Origin of the sequence: Mesorhizobium sp. M8A.F.Ca.ET.165.01.1.1, assembly GCF_004792065.1 — a bacterium.
Classification (GTDB): Bacteria; Pseudomonadota; Alphaproteobacteria; order Rhizobiales; family Rhizobiaceae; genus Mesorhizobium.
The window spans coordinates 109529-126563 of sequence record NZ_SRTH01000011.1 but is presented as its reverse complement, the minus strand read 5'-3'; the positions used below and the strand labels follow the sequence as shown (position 1 = coordinate 126563).

The window sequence follows — 17035 nt, the reverse complement described above, 5'->3', positions numbered from 1 at the left end:
GCAGCACTCCTACCGGAGATTGAAAGCTTCCAATCGCGTCCTGATCTAAAATAAAAGGAACCGCTGGATGCAATATAGGCGCTATATCGAGGGCCTTAGGGCCGTTGCTGTACTTCCGGTCGTACTCTTTCATTTCGGAATTTCGGCGATCCCGGGTGGCTTTAGCGGGGTCGATATCTTCTTCGTCATCTCCGGCTACCTAACCAGCGGAAGCCTCCTGGATGACCTTGAACGCGGCCAATTTTCCATCGTCAACTTCTACTGGCGCCGTGCCCGGCGCATTCTGCCGGCGCTCGTCTTTGTGATGCTTCTCACCTGCATTGCAGCATTGTTCATTCTTCTGCCACCGGATCTGCGCGGATTCAGTCTTAGCATCATAGCTACCTCGACCTTCTGGTCGAACGTTTTCTTCTGGAAAACGTCAAGTTACTTCTCTATCGATGCCGCGCTTCTACCACTGTTGCACACTTGGCCGCTTTCCGTAGCGGAGCAGTACTACATCTTCGCACCAATCCTGATGTTCCTAATCTATCGCTACATCGGGAAGCGCTGGCTGACGACACTTCTTCCGATAATTCTCTGCAGCTTCGTAGTGGCGGTGATGGCGACATCGCTGGCACCCACCGCCGGATTCTATCTGCTGCCGACCCGAATCTGGGAACTCATGTTGGGCGCCCTGCTCATGCTCAAATGCCCCTCGCCGCTGGGCAACCGATTCCTGATGGAGTCGGTGGGGGTGGCCGGATTTGGCCTTCTCGCCATCGGGTTCTTCGCGATTTCGGCGAGTGATCCGTTCCCAGGCTACAACGCCTTGTATCCATGCATCGGAACGGCCCTTCTGATCTATGTTGGCCAAAATACCCCCTCGACGGTCGCCACCCGCATGCTCGAAGTCCGGCCGCTGGTCTGGATTGGGCTCATCTCGTATTCGTTGTATCTTGTTCACTGGCCTCTCAATGCGTTCGCGCACTATCTTTCGTTCCAAAAACTCGATCCGTTGATGACCGGTGCGATGTTGGTGGCAAGCCTCGCATTGGCTGCATTCTCCTGGAAGTTTGTAGAGCAGCCGTTTCGACAGAAGAGGGCCTTCACCTCCCCGGGGCCTATCTTCGCCTTTTCAGCGCTCGCGATCGTTGTCCTTTGTGCCGGCGGAGCGGCGGGGGCGCTCGGCAATGGCTTTCCGCAACGGTTTCCGGACTATGTCCAGCGGCGCATTTCCGTCGGGGACTGGAGGAATGGCATCTGTTTCAACGAGGGCACCAGCCGGATCGAAAGCTGGAATATGGAGGATTGCACGCGCACCAGCGGTTTTCCAACAACGGTTTTTTTGTGGGGCGACTCCTTCGCCGCGCACTATGTTTCCGGCTTGGGTGCTAACATAAATCGATTGCAGGCGAACATCGTTGAATATACGTACGCCAGCTGCGCGCCGATACTCTATTACTACCCTTACGATCGTCTTGATTGTGTCCGGTTCAATCGCAAGGCCTTGGACGTCATCTTGGAAGCGGACATCAAGACGGTTATCCTCAGCGGTAGATGGAGTGACTATGAGGTCAGAGGTTTCGACGGTCTTCAGCAAACAATCGCTACGCTTCGTGCCCTGGGCGTGCGCGTGTTTGTCATCGGCCAGTCTCCGCAGTTCCCAACTGACGTCCGGAAAATTGCGTTCTTCGCCAAGCGCCAAAATCTGGACGATACGTCCTGGCCGATCGCGATGGACCCCGACATCAACGAACGTGTGCGCTCATTTACCAAAGGCGCCACATTCATCGATCCGCTGAAATTCCTGTGCAGCGCAGGACGCTGCGCCTATTCCGATAGAGGAGAGTTTTTATATTTCGACTATGGTCATTTCTCTTCAGCCGGCGCCACACTGGCAATCTCGAAATACTGGCCGGCTTTTGGCAAGGACAATGCTCTTCCTAAGACGAAGTAGCGGCTCAGCGGCTGACAAGCACCAGTACGGGTCCCAGTGATAGCTCCTGCTTCCGCAGCAGCCGCGACGATGGAGCTGTTCAGGTTTAAGGCCCCCCGATAGTGACCTAGGATGGGTGCTGCCACGCGGCTCGGACTCAGCGTGCATTATCACGTAAATGTTGAGAGAATGAATGGCGCCGCGAAGGGCAATTCCAGCCGTCCAAAGCGACAGGCGTGTCGCGGCCTCGACATTGCAGTGGCGCTTACCTAACACGGCCTCACACTGCCCTCTAAGCGGCCCCGAATTTGAACTGACGGCCCCTGGCCGGTTCATCGGGCAGGTCAAGGGCTAGGTGTAGTACACAGGGCTCATAACTTTCAGTTTCTAGTTGGTACGATGGGCCGTGGACGGTCGATGCAGACTTCAAGATGGCGAACGAAGCTCTCCATGCGTGCGTTGTCGAGGCAAGTGCCTTTGCCATGCTCGCGACTGGAGAGATTTCAAAATGAGCCTTGTAAGCGGAGAATGCCGCCGACGCTGTTCGGCTTGCTCGTGCCCTTGACGGCGGTAGGCTCGGCAGGGCCGAGGCCAGAGTTGCCGTAGTGGTCGTAATCGACCTCGGCTGTGACCGTGAAGCCGGGAACGACCATGTAGGCGACGTTTGCAGCCACACCAGCATCCTTGAGCTGATCACCCGAGACCTGAAGGTTGAACGAAGTTTTCTCGTCAAACTCGTAGGTGGCGCCCGCCCAGAAAGCCCACTGGCCGTTCCAGATTTTGTACGAGCCGCGCCCATGATTGGCAATTGCGCCGTTTGAGTCCTCGTTGAGACTGGCATTGGAACCGTAGCCGAAGAGTCCAAACAGCGACAGCTGGTTTGTGACAGCGACGTCGACGCGGATCTTGCCGGCAAAAGCTTCGTAATTGCTGTCATAAGCCGCGACGCCGGTGATCGAGCCCCAGCCTTGCGTGTATTTCAAGCCGGCGACAACGTGCGGAATATAGCTGTCGATAGTACCGGCTGAGCCCGATCCTTGTTCGAGCGAAATCACAGTCGAAATGCCGTTGCCGGCGTCGAAGTGGTACTGAGCCACGTTGGTGTCGAAGCCGGCCGACGGAACGAGCATACTATCGAGAACGTCGCCAGCGTAGCTTACAAACGTATCGAAGGCCGACCCCTCCTTGCCAACTCGCAGGCCTCCCAGCTCGACCTAGGCAGAAGCCAGTGCGAGGCCGCTGTTGAAATCATAGTTCTGAGGACTGTCATGCGAGTTAGCGCTGTTGCCAAAATTCACGTGGGTTTCGGTATAGGTCGTCAACGCGCCGAGCTCGGTCTGCTGGCCGGTCCAAGTTTTGAACGTGAAGCGTGTGCTGTTTCGCCAAGTGCCTTGGTCCTCGCCAGTTCTCACGTCCGAGGTTCTTGCGCTGTCATACGATCGGACGTCACCCAGGCCGATATCGTAACGGACATAGCCGCCGATGCGCAGGCAGGTCTCGGTGTTGGGAATATAGGAATATCCCGAGCCGAGGACGTCGCAGATCTTGATGTACTCGGCCGGTTCCCGCTCGGCGCCAGCTGCTCGACCGACGGAAACGGTCATCAGAGCAGTTAAGCCGAGAAGAGGACTCTTGATGTACATGTCTAGATCTCCATGAAGGAATAAAAAGGATAGAGGCGAAAGAGCAAGCTTTTCCTCTAAATTTTGTGCGTGTTGTCTCCAATATGTGGACGCCAAAGCGCTTGACACGAGAGGTGAGCCAGCGTAAAAGCCACATGTACTTATAATAGTGTTTTCTGTTAGGAGATTCATTATCGTTTACATGTGAAACACTCCGGTCGGACCGCTGCAGCTCTCCGAAATAGAGCAGCAAGCGACATGCCAACCTGAAGCGTAAATGCGGCCGACACCAAAATCGGGCCGACGCGCCTTCGTCTCGCTGGAATCACTTTTTTTGAGGGTCACTGCGAAAAGCAATGTGCGACACGGTTCGCCATGTTCGATATGTGACAGTCTCGTTTAACAGCGACGGCTTCCCGTCTGACCGCAACGGAGGCCGCGCCATGCGCTACCGAGAAGGATCACTGCGCGTACGCTCCGCAAGGGCTGCGCCAGGAACAGAGGGCGTGCGCGTCCGAGGCGTCGCATGGTGGCCGCAGCACCTTTTCGCCGCTGTAAGTTCGCCGTGCAGGTACATTGCGCGGCCGGAAGCGAGAGGGAGCGCACCCTGAAACGGCTGCCTACGGCTCGCCTCGAGTAATTGGCGATGAACAGCATTCTCGAGAACTTAGTCTCGACGGAAAGAGCAACGAAAGGAAGCCGCTTGGACGAGCACGATCCGAAGGAAGAACCGATCGAGACCATTTTCCGCAACGGCACAATCACTGCCGTGGGTATCCTGCTTGCCTTTTCGCTCGGCTTCCTCACTCATTGGGCCGCGAACCCCTTGCCATGGCAACTCTACGATCTGTTCGCCGTAGTGCCGATCCTGCTCGGCATCGCACTGCAGATGAGAGCGCTGTCCATGCTGCTCGACATGAGTTCCTTGCGGCGCCCCATCTACGAACGCGCCAATCGCATTTTCATGGTCGGCCTCATCCAGACCGCGTGTGGCGTCGGCATGGCCATCTTGGTCGATCTTTTCGGGATATCGGTAGGGGGCACGCTGCCCGGCGCTTGACGACAAGCCACACCGCCGCTCTTCGCTCGAAGCGACGTCAAGCCGGGGAACCTTGTGCACCCCCTAGCGGCGTCCTCCTTTCATCAAATGAGCCGACGTCAGCTTTAGAGCGTCTCGGTGGCTAAAGCCGGTATGGTTTTTCGGCCGGCAGGGAAGGCCGCTGGCTGGACCTGGATGGCGTCTGAACGAGGCTTGACAGGTCCGTTGCGTCGGACATGAATTTCGCATTGCAAAGTTCTTCCGCAGACGCCTCAAGCACACTGCACTGGCGTCACGTACTACTCAGACGTTGAATGCGGCACCGCACCATCACCTCAGGCGCAACCATGGCACGCGCGCTCCCCGGCGTGGTTGACCCCATCCTGTCCAAACGAGACTGCGACATAAGCGGGACGCACTGACTTAGGTCAGAGACCAGGACGAGCGCGCAACGAAAGAATGATGGATCAGCGACGTGGGATGACAGCTCCTTGCACACCTCAATCCTGACAAAGTACCGGGACCCCCGGCCGCCTTGGTATACCATCTATCCGACTGTGCCAGACTTCTCTGCGGCAGTTGGTGCTGACGATTATGAGGAATGGCTGGGGGGCCTCCCGGCCGACGAATCGGTGTCGCTCTATTTCCACATTCCGTTTTGCCGATCCATGTGCTGGTATTGCGGCTTCCCTACCGCGGTCATCCGTCGCAACGGCCCGATCCTTAATTATTTAGCGGTGCTGCGTCAGGAGATCAGTTTGGTGTCGGAGCAAGTGCGGCAAGGGCTGCCGGTGAGCGATGTGCATTTCGGCGCGGAACGCCTCACCTTATCGGGCCAGCCGAGCACTTGGCGCTGATGGAATTTCTACGCCGCCACTTCGCTTTCAGCAAAACTGCTGCGATCACCGTGGAGATCGATCCCCGAACGTTCACACCGGAAATGGCCGAAGCCTTGGCAGCTAACGGTGTCAACCGCGCGAGCATCGGCGTGCAGAGCTTTGATCCCGATGTGCAAAGGCGATCAATCGGATCCAGAGTAAGGTGCAGACGGCCGCTGCAGTCCAAAATCTCCGCCGGCATGGCGTTGGCCATATCAACTTCGACCTCATCTTCGGTCTACCGAAACAGACTGTGCAGTCCTGCATCCAGACCGCGATGGCTGCGGTCGCCATGCGCCCCAACCGGCTTGCGGTGTTCGGATACGCGCATATTCCTTCCGTGATAAAGAACCAGCGCCTATCGAGCAGGCAGGTCTACCGGACGGCGATCTTCGCGCCGAACAGGCTGCAGCTGTCGCCGAGACACTGGTTGGCGCTGGCTACCGGGAGATCGGGCTCGATCATTTCGCTCCGCCGGACGACGAACTCGCGCTAGCGCAGAAGACCGGGCGCGCCTACGGCGTAATTCGCTGGGATACTCGGCCGATACTTGCAAAACGTGATCGGCTTAGGCGCGTCGGCTATTGGCCGAGTCCGCGAGGGGTATGTTCAGAACGAAGTAACACGGGATTCTTACGCCCGGCACATCGCAAGTGGACGTCTGGCGACATCAAAGGGTCACCGTCTGACCGACGATGACCGGGTGCGCGCAGCGATCATCGAGCGACTGATGTGCGATTTGGAGGCCGACGTGCCGACCATCTGTGCCGCCCACGAAATCGAACCAGCTCGTTTTCTCGATTCAGTTGAGAGTTTGGTGACGCTGGCTGAGGAGGGGATCCTGGACGTCGAAAACGGCTTCATCCGCGTGCGGCCGGAGCACCGCTTTGTTGTTCGCGCCGTTGCTGCTGCATTCGATGCTTTTCTCGCGAATCGATGAGTTGAGGCCACGACGCCGAAAGGCATCAAACCTTGTTTGGCGCTCGTCGGCATGGGCTCTCGCAGAAGACTCCGCAAGCGTATGCAGGGGACTTCCACTTGACGCCGCGTTCACCATCATCTCGCCTGGGTGCGCGCGAAAGCGCACAACCCGGAGCACGCTGCTCTCGGTGTGAGGCTGTGCTCTGCAAAGCACCGGTGATCCACCCTGTCCCTGGACAGCAGCTTGATGGCGTCATCTTGGAGGACGAGAAAAGATTGTCGAGGTACGGGTACGAATTGCCTCGGTCGTCCGTTCAATCGAAAGCACTGTCTGCGGAGGCACCTCTCCTTCATGCAGTGACAGGAGATGCTGGGCGACTTCCTTATCTGCTGCGGTGAGTCGATGATTTAGGCGGAGAAAGTCCATCCAGGTGGGGGTGCGGAATGTCTCCGTCCAAAGTGACGGTGTTTGCAGATTTCGCTGGAGCGTCCAGTTTCGTGCACCGGCACGGCTCTGGACGTGTCGCCGCGTGCGCATGGAGCCCAGAAAGGCCTCGATATTTTCCTCCGATATCAAATACTCGACCTTGGCCACGATAGGGCCACTTCTGGGTTTCAGATCGAGAGCCACGTCCGGCGGATGAAAAACTGAACTTTCTTGATCGGTTTCTTCCCAGGGACGGACCGGCAACACGATCCCCGCTGCTGCAACCAGCAACAGAGCGCCTGCGGCGCCCTCCAATGCTAAGGTCAAGGAATAGTTTTGCGCGACAGAACCCCAGATCCAGCTGCCAGCAGCCATACCGCCTGCGCTCAAGGCGTAGTAAATGGAGAGCGTGCGGCCTACAACCCACCTTGGGCTTGCCAACTGCACCGACACGTCAATGCCCGTCCAGGTGATAAGCCAACCCGCTCCGCCGAGCGCCAGCGAAATGGCCGCCACAGGAATCGACGATGTAAGGGCAAGGGAGAGGCAACAGACTGCACAAGCCACAGAGGCGAAGGCCACCAGCCTGTTTTGAGACGTGACCTTCCTCAAGAAGCCGTTGCCCATGCCCGCGATGAAAGCACCCATGCCGAAGCCGGCCAATAAGATACCGTAGACAATTGGCCCACTCTTCAACTGATCCCGGACGACGAGGGGGAGCAACGCCAGAATGGAGATGCTTGCCAATCCGAAAAGAGCGGCTCGGGCGGTCGCTGCCCTGATCTCCAAAGACATCGCAGTAAAGCGCACTCCGTCATGAATTGCCGTCGTCATTCTCTCACGAGGGAGAGGCGAAGAGCGGACCTCCCATTTGGTGCGCCATATCGCGCTTATGGGCGCCAGATCACTCACCGCAGCCAAGGCGAAAGCGGCCAGCGGCCCAAAGACGGCCAGGATCACGCCCCCCAAGGCCGGACCAACGCTGCGCACAATGTTGTATCCGACGGACATAAGCGTCACTGCGGCCGGAATGTCGCGTTTGTGAAGGATATCGCCGACCGAAGCGTGCCAAGCCGGATCATTCAAGGCAAAGCCGCAGCCGGCCAGGAAACCTAACCCGAGAATCAGCCAAGGACTGACAAATCCCAGACCCACAGAAATCATCAGCGTCGTCGACGCCGATGCTATCAGGCAGTGTCCCGCAAACATCACCCACCGGCGGCTGAAGTTGTCGGCAATGGCTCCGGCGAAAACTGAGAGGAAGAACACCGGCAATGTGGATGCGGCCTGGACGAGTGCCACCATGAGGTCGGACGCTGAAATCGTTGCCATAAGCCAACTGATGGCGACCGTTTGCACTAGCCAACCGAGGCTGGAAATCTGGGTGGCCGCCCAAATTGAGCGAAACACCTTGTTTCGAAATGGGGCGAGCGTCTTTGAAACGGGCGGTTGAGGATTTTCGCTCTGCATGAGGTATTGCTGGCCTTCGATGAGCGCTGCGATTTGAGCAAGCGGGTCGATACTTAGACATCGCGGAGCACCGCACGGAACCCAGCTCTATGGAGCTTGCCGGCGACTATTTACGTATTGAGCCATTCTCATAGTCTCATTCATGAGCAGTCCTGTGCGCAAGCATTGCTTTGCTAAATTCCCACCACAAGCGCGCCGCCGCTGAGACCCGCACCCGCTGCCGCCAAGAGGACTTTCTCGCCAGGCCGAAACGGCTGCGCCCGATGGGCCAGCGACAATGAGAGCGGGATCGTCGCGGCGGAAGAGTTGCCATATTCGGCGATCGTCTTGACGATCGAGTGATCAGCGATGCCGAGGTTCCTGCCGACCGCGTCGAAAATGCGCGCATTGGCCTGATGCGGCACGAAACGATCGAGGTCTTGCGGCCTCAGTCGGGCAGCAGTGAGCGCATCTCTCGAGCAGGCGGTCATCATCTCCACGGCCTTGCTGAATACTTCACGGCCGTCAGTGATCGTCATCCGTGTCTGCGCGAGGTCGAGGTCGGCATGGAACGGAGTGTTGCTTCCCCCGGCGGGAATCTGGATTAGCCCGTAGCGCGAGCCGTCGGAATCCACCGAAGCGCCGAGAATGCCTCGATCCGGGTCATCGCAAGGACTGATCACCATGGCGCCGGCGGCATCGGCAAACAGCACGGCGCTGGCGCGCTCGGCCAAATTGATGCGGTGGCTGAGGATGTTGGCGGCGATGACAAGGCTCGCTTTGCCGTGCAGGCGGGTGAACCCGTCGGCGAACATCAGCGCATAGATGAAGCCGGCGCAGGCGCCGGTCAGGTCGATCGCTCCGGCGCGGCCTAGCCCCAGCCGATGTGCGACCAGCGGCGCGCTTGGCGGCAGAAGGTGATCGGGCGTCGACGTGGCGAGCAAGAGTAGACCGACGTCGCCGCGGTCGATACCGGCATTGGTCAGCGCCATGTCGCCGGCAGAGGCGGCAAGGCCCGACAGCGTGTCTTCGTCTGTTGCCCAGAAGCGCGAGCGAATTCCGGTGCGCCGCTCGATCCAGCCGGGCTCAAGCCCGAGCCGGTCTTCGATTTCCGGGTTCTCGACCTTGCGCGCCGGCGCATGATGGCCGAAGCCGAGAACGCGCGACGATAGGTTCATGGCCGCGAGCCGAAGCGTTCGCCGGCCTCCTCTATCGCGTCATAGAGCCCGCCCAATTCGTCGCTGGTGATGCAATAGGGCGGTAGAAGATAGAGGACATTGCCGAGCGGGCGCACAAGTAGCCCCCGCTCAAGGAAAAAAGCGCGCAGTTTTGGCCCGATCTCGGCCAGATAACCGGCTGAGCCGGTGCGTAGGTCGAGTGCCGCGATGGTGCCGGTTGTCCGGCAGTCGGTGAAATATGGATTGACCCGGAAGCGTTGCAGCCCGGCGGCCTGCCTCGCGCTCAAGACCGCGATCCGCTCGGCCACCGGCTCGTCACGCCAGATCTCGACATTGGCAAGTGCTGCCGCGCAGGCGATCGGATTGGCGGTGTAGGAGCTCGAATGGAAAAACGTCTTCTTGCGATCCTCCGAAAAGTGAGCGTGGAAGATGGCATCGGTGGCGATCGTGGCGGCCAGCGGGATGGTACCACCGGTCAGACCTTTCGAGGTGCACAAGATGTCGGGCGAGACGGACGCCTGTTCGCAGGCAAACATGGTTCCGGTGCGCCCCCAGCCGGTCATCACTTCATCGGCGATCAGCAGCGTGCCGGAGGCTTCGGCGATCCTCTTCAATTCGGCAAGAACCCAGGCCGGATACATCAGCATGCCGCCGGCGCCAAGCACCAGCGGCTCGACGATCAGCGCGGCTGCGCGCCGGTCGCGGCTAACGGCCTCGAACCGATCCAGCGTTTCCTGCTCGCGCCCGGCGGCCGGGAAGGGGATGGCGTCGACCTCGAACAGCAAAGGATCATAGGCGGCGTTGAAGACGCCGCGGGCGCCGACGCTCATCGCCCCGATCGTGTCGCCATGATAGCTGTGCTCCATGACGGCGATGCGCGAACGCGGCGCGCCGATGTTGCGGAAATAGCCGAGCGCCATCTTCAGCGCGACTTCGACTGAGGTGGAGCCACTGTCGGAATAGAACACCCGGTCGAGGCCGGCGGGTGCGATGCCGATAAGCGCCTCGGCCAGCCGTTCGGCCGGCTCGTGGGTGAAGCCCGCGAAGATGATCTGGTCGAGGCTCGACGCGGTCGTCTCGATGGCCTTCATGATGCGGGGGTGGCGATGGCCATGGGTGACGACCCACCAGGAAGAAATCGCATCGAGGATGCGGAAGCCGTCGGCCTTGTGGAGATAGGCGCCTTCAGTCAGCACGATTTCAGGGACCGAGGGCTCTAGCGCGTGCTGCGTGAACGGATGCCAGACTCGAGACTCCGCCATCAGTCGCCTCCGGCAATCATGGCCAGGTCGAAGCCGGAAATCATTGCATCTCTCAACGTTTCACCCGTCAGCGGACCGAGGTGCGGCAGCCTGCCCAGCTGCGGCACGCCGCCGAATTCCACGATTGTCCTTTGTGTATCGGCCACCTCTTCGCCAATGAAGGCAATGCCGATGAGCGGGATGGAGCGGGCTCTCAGGGCCTCGATCGACAACAGCGTATGATTGATGGTGCCAAGCGCGGTGCGGGCGCACAGTATGACCGGCAGCCGCCATTGTTCGAATATGTCAATGAACCTTGTCTGTCGATTGAGCGGCACCATCAGCCCGCCGGCGCCTTCGATGACGAGCGGTGTCGGCAGGACCGGAAATGAAAGATCGTCGGCCTCGATCGCGACGCCGTCGATTTCGGCTGATCGATGCGGCGACAGCGGCATCGTCAGTCGATAGACTTCGGGCAGCACGCGTCCGTCGGGCAAGCCGGAAAGCCGGGCGACGACCTCGCTGTCGGTCTCCTCGTTGAGGCCCGATTGCACCGGCTTCCAGTAGAAGCCGTCGAGCAGCCCGGCAAGTCCGGCCGAAAACACTGTCTTGCCAATTCCAGTGTCTGTTCCGGTGACGACGATGCGTTTGGTCATGCTGTGGCCAACACTCCGACGAGAGCCTCGACCATGGCGGAAATGTCGGCTTCGTCGACGTTGAGAGTCAGCGAAATGCGCAGGCGCGACGTACCCTCAGGCACTGTCGGCGGGCGAATGCCGCGTATGTCGAAGCCGCGTGCCTGCAGTCCTGCCGCCACCGCCATGGTGCGGCTGTTATCGCCGATCACAAGCGGCTGGATCTGCGAACCGCTGGGCATCACGCCGCAGCGTTCGGCCAATTGCCGGCTCGCGAAAGCGACACGCTCGTGCAACTGAGCACGACGCATAGGCTCGTCAGACAGAATAGTCAGCGCCTCACGTGCCGCGACTGCCATCAGCGGCGATGGTGCGGTCGCATAGATGAATGGCCGGCACCGGTTGATAAGATAGTCGCACAGTGTTCGCGGTCCGGTAACGAGCGCGCCGGATGCGCCAAGCGCCTTGCCGCATGTGTGGAGCGTGACGATGTTGTCGCGGCCTTCATACGCGGCGGCCAGTCCCCGGCCGTCCGGTCCCCAGACGCCGGTGGCATGCGCTTCATCGACGACGATGAATGCCTGGTACCGATCAGCCAGCGCGACCAGGCTCTCCATCGGCGCACGGTCGCCATCCATGCTGTAAAGGCTTTCGAAGGCGATCCACACCCGCCCCATGCCGCCTTCGGCGCGCCAGCGGGTGATTGCGTCCTCGACAGCGTCGACGTCGTTGTGCGCGGCCAGCTTGAACTCAGCGCGCCCGGCCTGGGCACCCTCATGCATGCTGGCATGAGCGAGCTCGTCGAGGACCAGCAGGTCGCCTTTCTGCGGCAGGGCCGTCAGCAGAGCGAAGTTGGCGATATAGCCGCTGCCGAAGAACAGTGCACGCTCGGCTCCGAAAAATGCCGCTGCGTCCGCCTCCAGTTGCTCATGTTCCGGTGCATTGCCGCGCAACAGCCGCGATCCGGTGGCGCCCACTGGCGTGCCCCGCGCAATCGCCGTCGAAACCGCATCGCCCAGTCTTTTGGAGGCGGCAAGTCCGATATAGTCGTTCGACGAGAAGTCGAGCCCGGCGCGCGGTGCGAGCGTCCGCAACCGGTCCTTGCGCCCCAGTCCCCGCAAGGTTGCGTCATAGCGGGCAAGAATTGCCTCCTTCATTGCGTGGCGAGTTCCATAGGCTCAATGCCGAGGCGCCGGAACAGAAGGGTATCCTTGTCCTCGCCGGGATTTCCCGCCGTCAGCAGCGTGTCGCCGACAAAGATCGAATTGGCCCCGGCAAAGAAGCACAGCGCCTGCGTTTCGTCGCTCATCGCCGTCCTGCCGGCGGACAGCCTTACATAGGATTTCGGCATCATCACCCGCGCGAGCGCAACGATGCGGACGAAATCGATCGGATCGATGGCGTCGGCCGCGGCAAGCGGCGTGCCTTCGATGGGAATAAGCATGTTGATCGGCACGCTTTCCGGCGGCTCGGGCAGGTTCGCGAGCGTGACCAGCATGTCGATGCGATCGGTCTTTTCTTCTCCCATCCCGACAATGCCGCCGCAGCAGACTTTCATCCCAACCGCGCGCACGTGCCCAAGCGTTTCCAGCCGGTCGGCAAAAGTCCTGGTTGAAATAACCTCGCCATAGTAGCGCTCAGAGGTATCGATGTTGTGGTTATAGTAGTCGAGACCGGCCTGCTTCAGGCGAGCAGCTTGCTCAAGATCGAGCATGCCGAGCGTCATGCAGGTCTCCATGCCGAGGGCCTTGACGCCCTCAATCATGGCGACCACAACCTCCATGTCGCGCTCCTTGGGACTTCGCCACGCCGCGCCCATGCAATAGCGCGTTGCGCCGCCATCACGCGCCATGGCCGCTTCGTCGATGACATGCTTGACGTCCACCAGCTTCGACGCCTTCACACCGGTTTCGTAATGCGCAGACTGGCTGCAATAGCCGCAATCTTCGGGGCACCCGCCGGTCTTGATGCTAAGGAGCCGCGACAGCTGCACTCGGTTTCGATCGAAGTTCTGGCGGTGGATCGTCTGAGCTAGGAACAGCAGATCGTTGAATGGCATGCCGTAGATGGCCTCGGCCTCTTTGCGGTTCCATCGCGGAGGCGTTCCATCGACCGATTGCATGGTCTGGTTCACGTCGAACTCCGAGTTCATTCCAATCGTCATCGTCAAACCTTTGTTTGCTAGTCCGGTACGCCTTCTTGGCTTTGGGGCGCACTCGCTAAAGGCGAGCTGCGGCACGTCTTTCCAGCACCTCCTACGCCTGCCGAGCTGATGTTGCTCCTCACGCCGTAATCCTCAGTTCAAGTGCTTGCAGATGTTCTGGTGGTCCGGCATGTCCAGGCCGATGTCGAGGATCGGGGCGCTGTGCGTCAGCCAACCCATGGAGATGAGATCGACACCGGTCGCCGCAATCGCCGCCGCCGTTTTCGGCATCACCCGACCGGACGCCTCGGTGATCGTACGGCCATCCACTATAGAAACCGCGCGGGCAAGATCCTCGACCGACATATTGTCGAGCAGCACCGCGTCAACACCAATCGCGAGCGCTGCATCGAGCTGCTTCAGCGTGTCGACCTCGACCTCGACCTTCACCATATGCCCTGCTGCGGCGCGCGCCCGCTCTATTGCTGTGCGGATATCGCCGGCGATCGCGATGTGGTTGTCCTTTATGAGCACGCCGTCATCGAGGCCGAACCGGTGATTGGCACCGCCGCCGACGCGCACGGCGTATTTCTCCAATGCCCGCAGCCCGGGCGTCGTCTTTCGCGTCGATACAATCCTCGCCTTGTGACCGCGCACGGCCTCAACCATGGCCGCTGTGGCAGTGGCAATGCCGCTCAGCCGGCATAAGAAATTGAGGGCCGTGCGTTCGGCCGTGAGCAGGCCTCGTGCGGGTCCGGACAATCTTGCAATGGTTTCCCCGGCCCCAACCTCGCTGCCATCAGGGCGCCAGATCTGGATGTTGATCGCCGGTTCCACGAGAAGGAAGGCATACGAGACCAGATCGAGCCCGGCAACGACGCCCGCCTGCCTCGCTTTGAGCACCAACGTGGCAGTGCAATCATACGGGATAACCGCATCGGTGGTCAGGTCGCCGGATCTGCCCAGGTCTTCGAGGAGCGCAACGCGCACAATCGGTTCGATCAGGGTCGCGGGGAGGGGGGAGAATGAAGTCATATCAAGTGCTCCGTATGGTAGCCCGGCAATCGAGTGCGGCCGCGGCCCGCATTGCGCTGTGCAGTGTCAGCCGTGATGGGCGCACGTTGGCATCGTGGAGCGGGAAATCGGACCGACAGTGCGCGCCTCGACTCTCTTCCCGCCTCAGGGCCGCCGCGGCGATCATCAGTGAGACCAAAGCCGGACCAGAGGCAGCGACACTATTGGCTGCGATCGGCAGCAGGGTCGCCACCGCTTCGCGCATTGCCTCGCCGTCGCGGATGATACCCAGGGCGGCGGAGACAATCGGGCGGACCACGGAAGCGTCTGGTCGTGGAGGGACGAATGTGGAGCATCTGCGCGGTCGCCGGGTATACGACGTGCCGGCAACGCTTTCGGCAACCCAGCTCGCGGTGACCGCCGCTTCGGTGAGCGAGTTGCTGGCCAGGCGGTTGGCGCCGTGCAGGCCGGTACAGGCCACCTCACCGCAGGCCCACAATCCCTCGATGGAGCTGCGGCCGGCGCTGTCTACGGCGACGCCGCCCATGTGATAATGTGCCGCCGGGCGCACCGGGATCAGGTCGGTCGCGGGGTCGATTCCTGCGCTCCGGCACAATTCGGCGATGCCTGGAAAACGCTTGCCAAATCTCGGGCCGAGACTTTGCCGTGCGTCCAGGAATACGCGGCGTCCAACGGCAAGCTGGTGCCAAATGGCGCGCGCTACGACGTCGCGAGGCGCAAGTTCACCGCCAGGTGTGTCGGCGAGGAAGCGCTCTCCTCGCTCATCGATGAGCACCGCGCCTTCGCCACGCACGGCTTCGCTCACCAGCGGCATCGGCCGGCGCGGACCGTCGAGCGCAGTTGGATGGAACTGTATGAATTCCAAGTCGGCGAGTTCCGCCCCCGCCCATGCGGCGAGCGCCAGCCCGTGACCCCATGAGCCAGCGGGGTTTGTCGTGTCGCAAAACAGCCCGCCGACGCCGCCGGTCGCCAGCACCGCGCGACGCGTGGGCAGAGCGAGCGCGCCGGCTCGTCCTGCTGCGACCACGGCGATGACCGACCCGTCCTGCACGACCAGCCGGCGGACCTCCACATTTTCGATAATGGTGATCGAGGCTGTACGCCGAACCGCGGCGACGAGCGCGCGCACCAACTCGCGACCGGTGGCGTCGCCGGCTGCATGCACAATTCGCCGTCGCGAGTGTGCCGCCTCGAGCCCAAGTCGCAACGCGCGGTCAGGGTGCTGGTCGAAGTCGACGCCGAACCTTTGGATCGTCCTAATCGCTTCGGGTGCAGCTCGTACCACTCGCCGCACCGTGGCCTCATCGCAGAGTCCGTCGCCGGCAGCTATCGTGTCGCAAAGGTGAAAATCTGGGCCGTCGTCGCCCCCGAGACTTGCCGCAAGACCGCCCTGGGCAAGTTCACTGCAGGCTCCGGTTCCAAGCGGCGCGTTGGTCAAAAGCACGACCGGTTCCGGCGCCAGATGAAGCGCCGTCATCAGGCCGGCAATGCCGCCGCCGATGACGACCGGCGCCCCGGCGATGTCGCGAACCTCCAGACTCATAGGGAAAGCATGCGCTCGACCGCGCGGCGGGCGGGGCCGGCAATTTCGGGATCAATCCGGACCTCATGCCGGTTCTGCTCGAGTGCGGCGCGAATGTTGGCCAGGTTGATGCGCTTCATGTGCGGGCACAGATTGCATGGGCGAACGAACTCGACGTCGGGATGCGCGACCGCGACGTTGTCGCTCATCGAACATTCGGTCAGAAGGACGACACGCGTCGGTTTCTCACGCTCGACATAATCCGACATCGCCGCGGTCGAGCCGGAGAACTCCGCCTCCGCGACAACGTCTGGTGGGCATTCTGGATGGGCCAGCACGATGACGCCTGGATGGGCATCGCGCAGTTCCCGGATGTCTGCTGCGGTGAAGCGCTCATGCACCTCGCAATGGCCTTTCCAGGCGATGATCTCGACGTCTGTATCGGCTGCCACGTTCCTCGCCAGATATTCGTCCGGGAGCATCAGCACACGCGCCACGCCAAGCGATTCCACCACCGCCTTGGCGTTGCCGGACGTGCAGCAGATGTCGGACTCCGCTTTTACGGCGGCGGAAGTGTTGACGTAAGTAACAACGGGGACCCCCGGATACCGCAGCCGCATTAGCCGCACGTCGTTTGCCGTGATCGATTCGGCCAGCGAGCAGCCGGCGCGGAGATCCGGGATGAGCACGGTCTTGTTCGGATTGAGCAGTTTTGCCGTCTCGGCCATGAAATGAACGCCGGCAACCACGATGATGTCGGCGTCGACCGTCACCGCCTTGTGGGCCAACGCCAGGCTGTCGCCGACGATGTCTGCCACGCAATGAAAAATTTCGGGCGTCTGGTAATTGTGCGCCAGCACCACCGCATTGCGCTCACGCTTCAGCGCTAAGATGGCTTCAATATCGCCGGCGAACGCGAGCCATTCAACGGGTGGGATCACCCGCCGGACACGCTCATACAGGGACGCAGCCATAGGTAACGCCCCAGTCATTGGCGCCTCGATTATATTCGGTTTGACAATAAGGG

11 protein-coding genes and 2 pseudogenes are annotated in these 17035 nt (G+C 60.7%); 3 read left to right on the top strand and 10 right to left on the bottom strand.

All coding sequences use genetic code 11. From position 1 onward, the window contains the following. Nucleotides 1–67 precede the first annotated feature (67 nt). Entirely contained in the window at nt 68–1939 is a 1872-nt protein-coding gene (locus tag EN808_RS25165; RefSeq protein ID WP_126080682.1) for an acyltransferase family protein, read from the top strand. 482 nt (nt 1940–2421) lie between these two features. On the opposite strand, the pseudogene EN808_RS25160 reads toward EN808_RS25165, so the two are convergent. Further along, nucleotides 2422–3561 (bottom strand): annotated as a pseudogene (locus tag EN808_RS25160) (porin). 682 nt (nt 3562–4243) lie between these two features. Between EN808_RS25160 and EN808_RS25155 the strand changes: the two are divergent. Together EN808_RS25155 and hemN are read left to right on the top strand one after the other, a co-directional pair. Further along, nucleotides 4244–4600, top strand: a complete 357-nt coding sequence (locus EN808_RS25155) for a hypothetical protein (protein WP_024505577.1) — start codon at nt 4244–4246, stop codon at nt 4598–4600. Between the two features lie 470 nt (nt 4601–5070). Continuing rightward, nucleotides 5071–6397: pseudogene (gene hemN, locus EN808_RS25150) on the top strand (oxygen-independent coproporphyrinogen III oxidase). Nucleotides 6398–6631: 234 nt separating this feature from the next. Here hemN and EN808_RS25145 read toward each other — a convergent pair. The 9 genes from EN808_RS25145 to nadA form a co-directional block, all read right to left on the bottom strand. Further along, on the bottom strand, nt 6632–8275 hold the full coding sequence (locus EN808_RS25145) for an MFS transporter (protein ID WP_126063923.1): 1644 nt from the start codon (nt 8273–8275) through the stop codon (nt 6632–6634). A 173-nt stretch (nt 8276–8448) separates the two neighbouring features. Next, on the bottom strand, nt 8449–9432 hold the full coding sequence (locus tag EN808_RS25140) for a beta-ketoacyl-ACP synthase III (RefSeq protein ID WP_126063924.1): 984 nt from the start codon (nt 9430–9432) through the stop codon (nt 8449–8451). Continuing rightward, nucleotides 9429–10694 carry an adenosylmethionine--8-amino-7-oxononanoate transaminase gene (locus EN808_RS25135; RefSeq protein ID WP_126080683.1) on the bottom strand — a complete coding sequence of 422 codons (1266 nt, stop codon included), beginning with the start codon at nt 10692–10694 and terminating at the stop codon, nt 9429–9431. Before EN808_RS25135 ends, EN808_RS25140 begins: the two co-directional genes overlap by 4 nt. Continuing rightward, complete coding sequence (gene bioD, locus EN808_RS25130) at nt 10694–11329, bottom strand: dethiobiotin synthase (RefSeq protein ID WP_063169254.1); 636 nt, start codon at nt 11327–11329, stop codon at nt 10694–10696. Before bioD ends, EN808_RS25135 begins: the two co-directional genes overlap by 1 nt. Next, nucleotides 11326–12465 carry an 8-amino-7-oxononanoate synthase gene (locus EN808_RS25125; RefSeq protein WP_024505572.1) on the bottom strand — a complete coding sequence of 380 codons (1140 nt, stop codon included), beginning with the start codon at nt 12463–12465 and terminating at the stop codon, nt 11326–11328. Before EN808_RS25125 ends, bioD begins: the two co-directional genes overlap by 4 nt. Then, nucleotides 12462–13430 (bottom strand): biotin synthase BioB, encoded by a 969-nt coding sequence (gene bioB / locus EN808_RS25120; protein WP_245454882.1) that lies wholly within the window; start codon nt 13428–13430, stop codon nt 12462–12464. Before bioB ends, EN808_RS25125 begins: the two co-directional genes overlap by 4 nt. Before the next feature lie 174 nt (nt 13431–13604). Continuing rightward, complete coding sequence (gene nadC / locus EN808_RS25115; protein ID WP_024505570.1) at nt 13605–14486, bottom strand: carboxylating nicotinate-nucleotide diphosphorylase; 882 nt, start codon at nt 14484–14486, stop codon at nt 13605–13607. 1 nt (nt 14487) lies between these two features. After that, entirely contained in the window at nt 14488–16029 is a 1542-nt protein-coding gene (locus tag EN808_RS25110; RefSeq protein WP_024505569.1) for an L-aspartate oxidase, read from the bottom strand. Then, nucleotides 16026–17000, bottom strand: coding sequence for a quinolinate synthase NadA (nadA, locus tag EN808_RS25105; RefSeq protein WP_126063925.1), 975 nt, complete (start codon nt 16998–17000; stop codon nt 16026–16028). The genes EN808_RS25110 and nadA overlap by 4 nt, the downstream gene beginning before the upstream one ends. Between the last annotated feature and the right edge of the window lie 35 nt (nt 17001–17035).

Bases quoted from the DNA above. Each gene is read 5' to 3' on its own strand.
- EN808_RS25135 (WP_126080683.1), bottom strand. From the start codon at position 10,694: ATGGCGGAGTCTCGAGTCTGGCATCCGTTCACGCAGCACGCGCTAGAG.
- nadA (WP_126063925.1), bottom strand. From the start codon at position 17,000: ATGACTGGGGCGTTACCTATGGCTGCGTCCCTGTATGAGCGTGTCCGG.
- EN808_RS25110 (WP_024505569.1), bottom strand. From the start codon at position 16,029: ATGAGTCTGGAGGTTCGCGACATCGCCGGGGCGCCGGTCGTCATCGGC.
- nadC (WP_024505570.1), bottom strand. From the start codon at position 14,486: ATGACTTCATTCTCCCCCCTCCCCGCGACCCTGATCGAACCGATTGTG.
- EN808_RS25140 (WP_126063924.1), bottom strand. From the start codon at position 9,432: ATGAACCTATCGTCGCGCGTTCTCGGCTTCGGCCATCATGCGCCGGCG.
- EN808_RS25125 (WP_024505572.1), bottom strand. From the start codon at position 12,465: ATGAAGGAGGCAATTCTTGCCCGCTATGACGCAACCTTGCGGGGACTG.
- bioD (WP_063169254.1), bottom strand. From the start codon at position 11,329: ATGACCAAACGCATCGTCGTCACCGGAACAGACACTGGAATTGGCAAG.
- bioB (WP_245454882.1), bottom strand. From the start codon at position 13,430: ATGCAATCGGTCGATGGAACGCCTCCGCGATGGAACCGCAAAGAGGCC.
- EN808_RS25165 (WP_126080682.1), top strand. From the start codon at position 68: ATGCAATATAGGCGCTATATCGAGGGCCTTAGGGCCGTTGCTGTACTT.
- EN808_RS25145 (WP_126063923.1), bottom strand. From the start codon at position 8,275: ATGCAGAGCGAAAATCCTCAACCGCCCGTTTCAAAGACGCTCGCCCCA.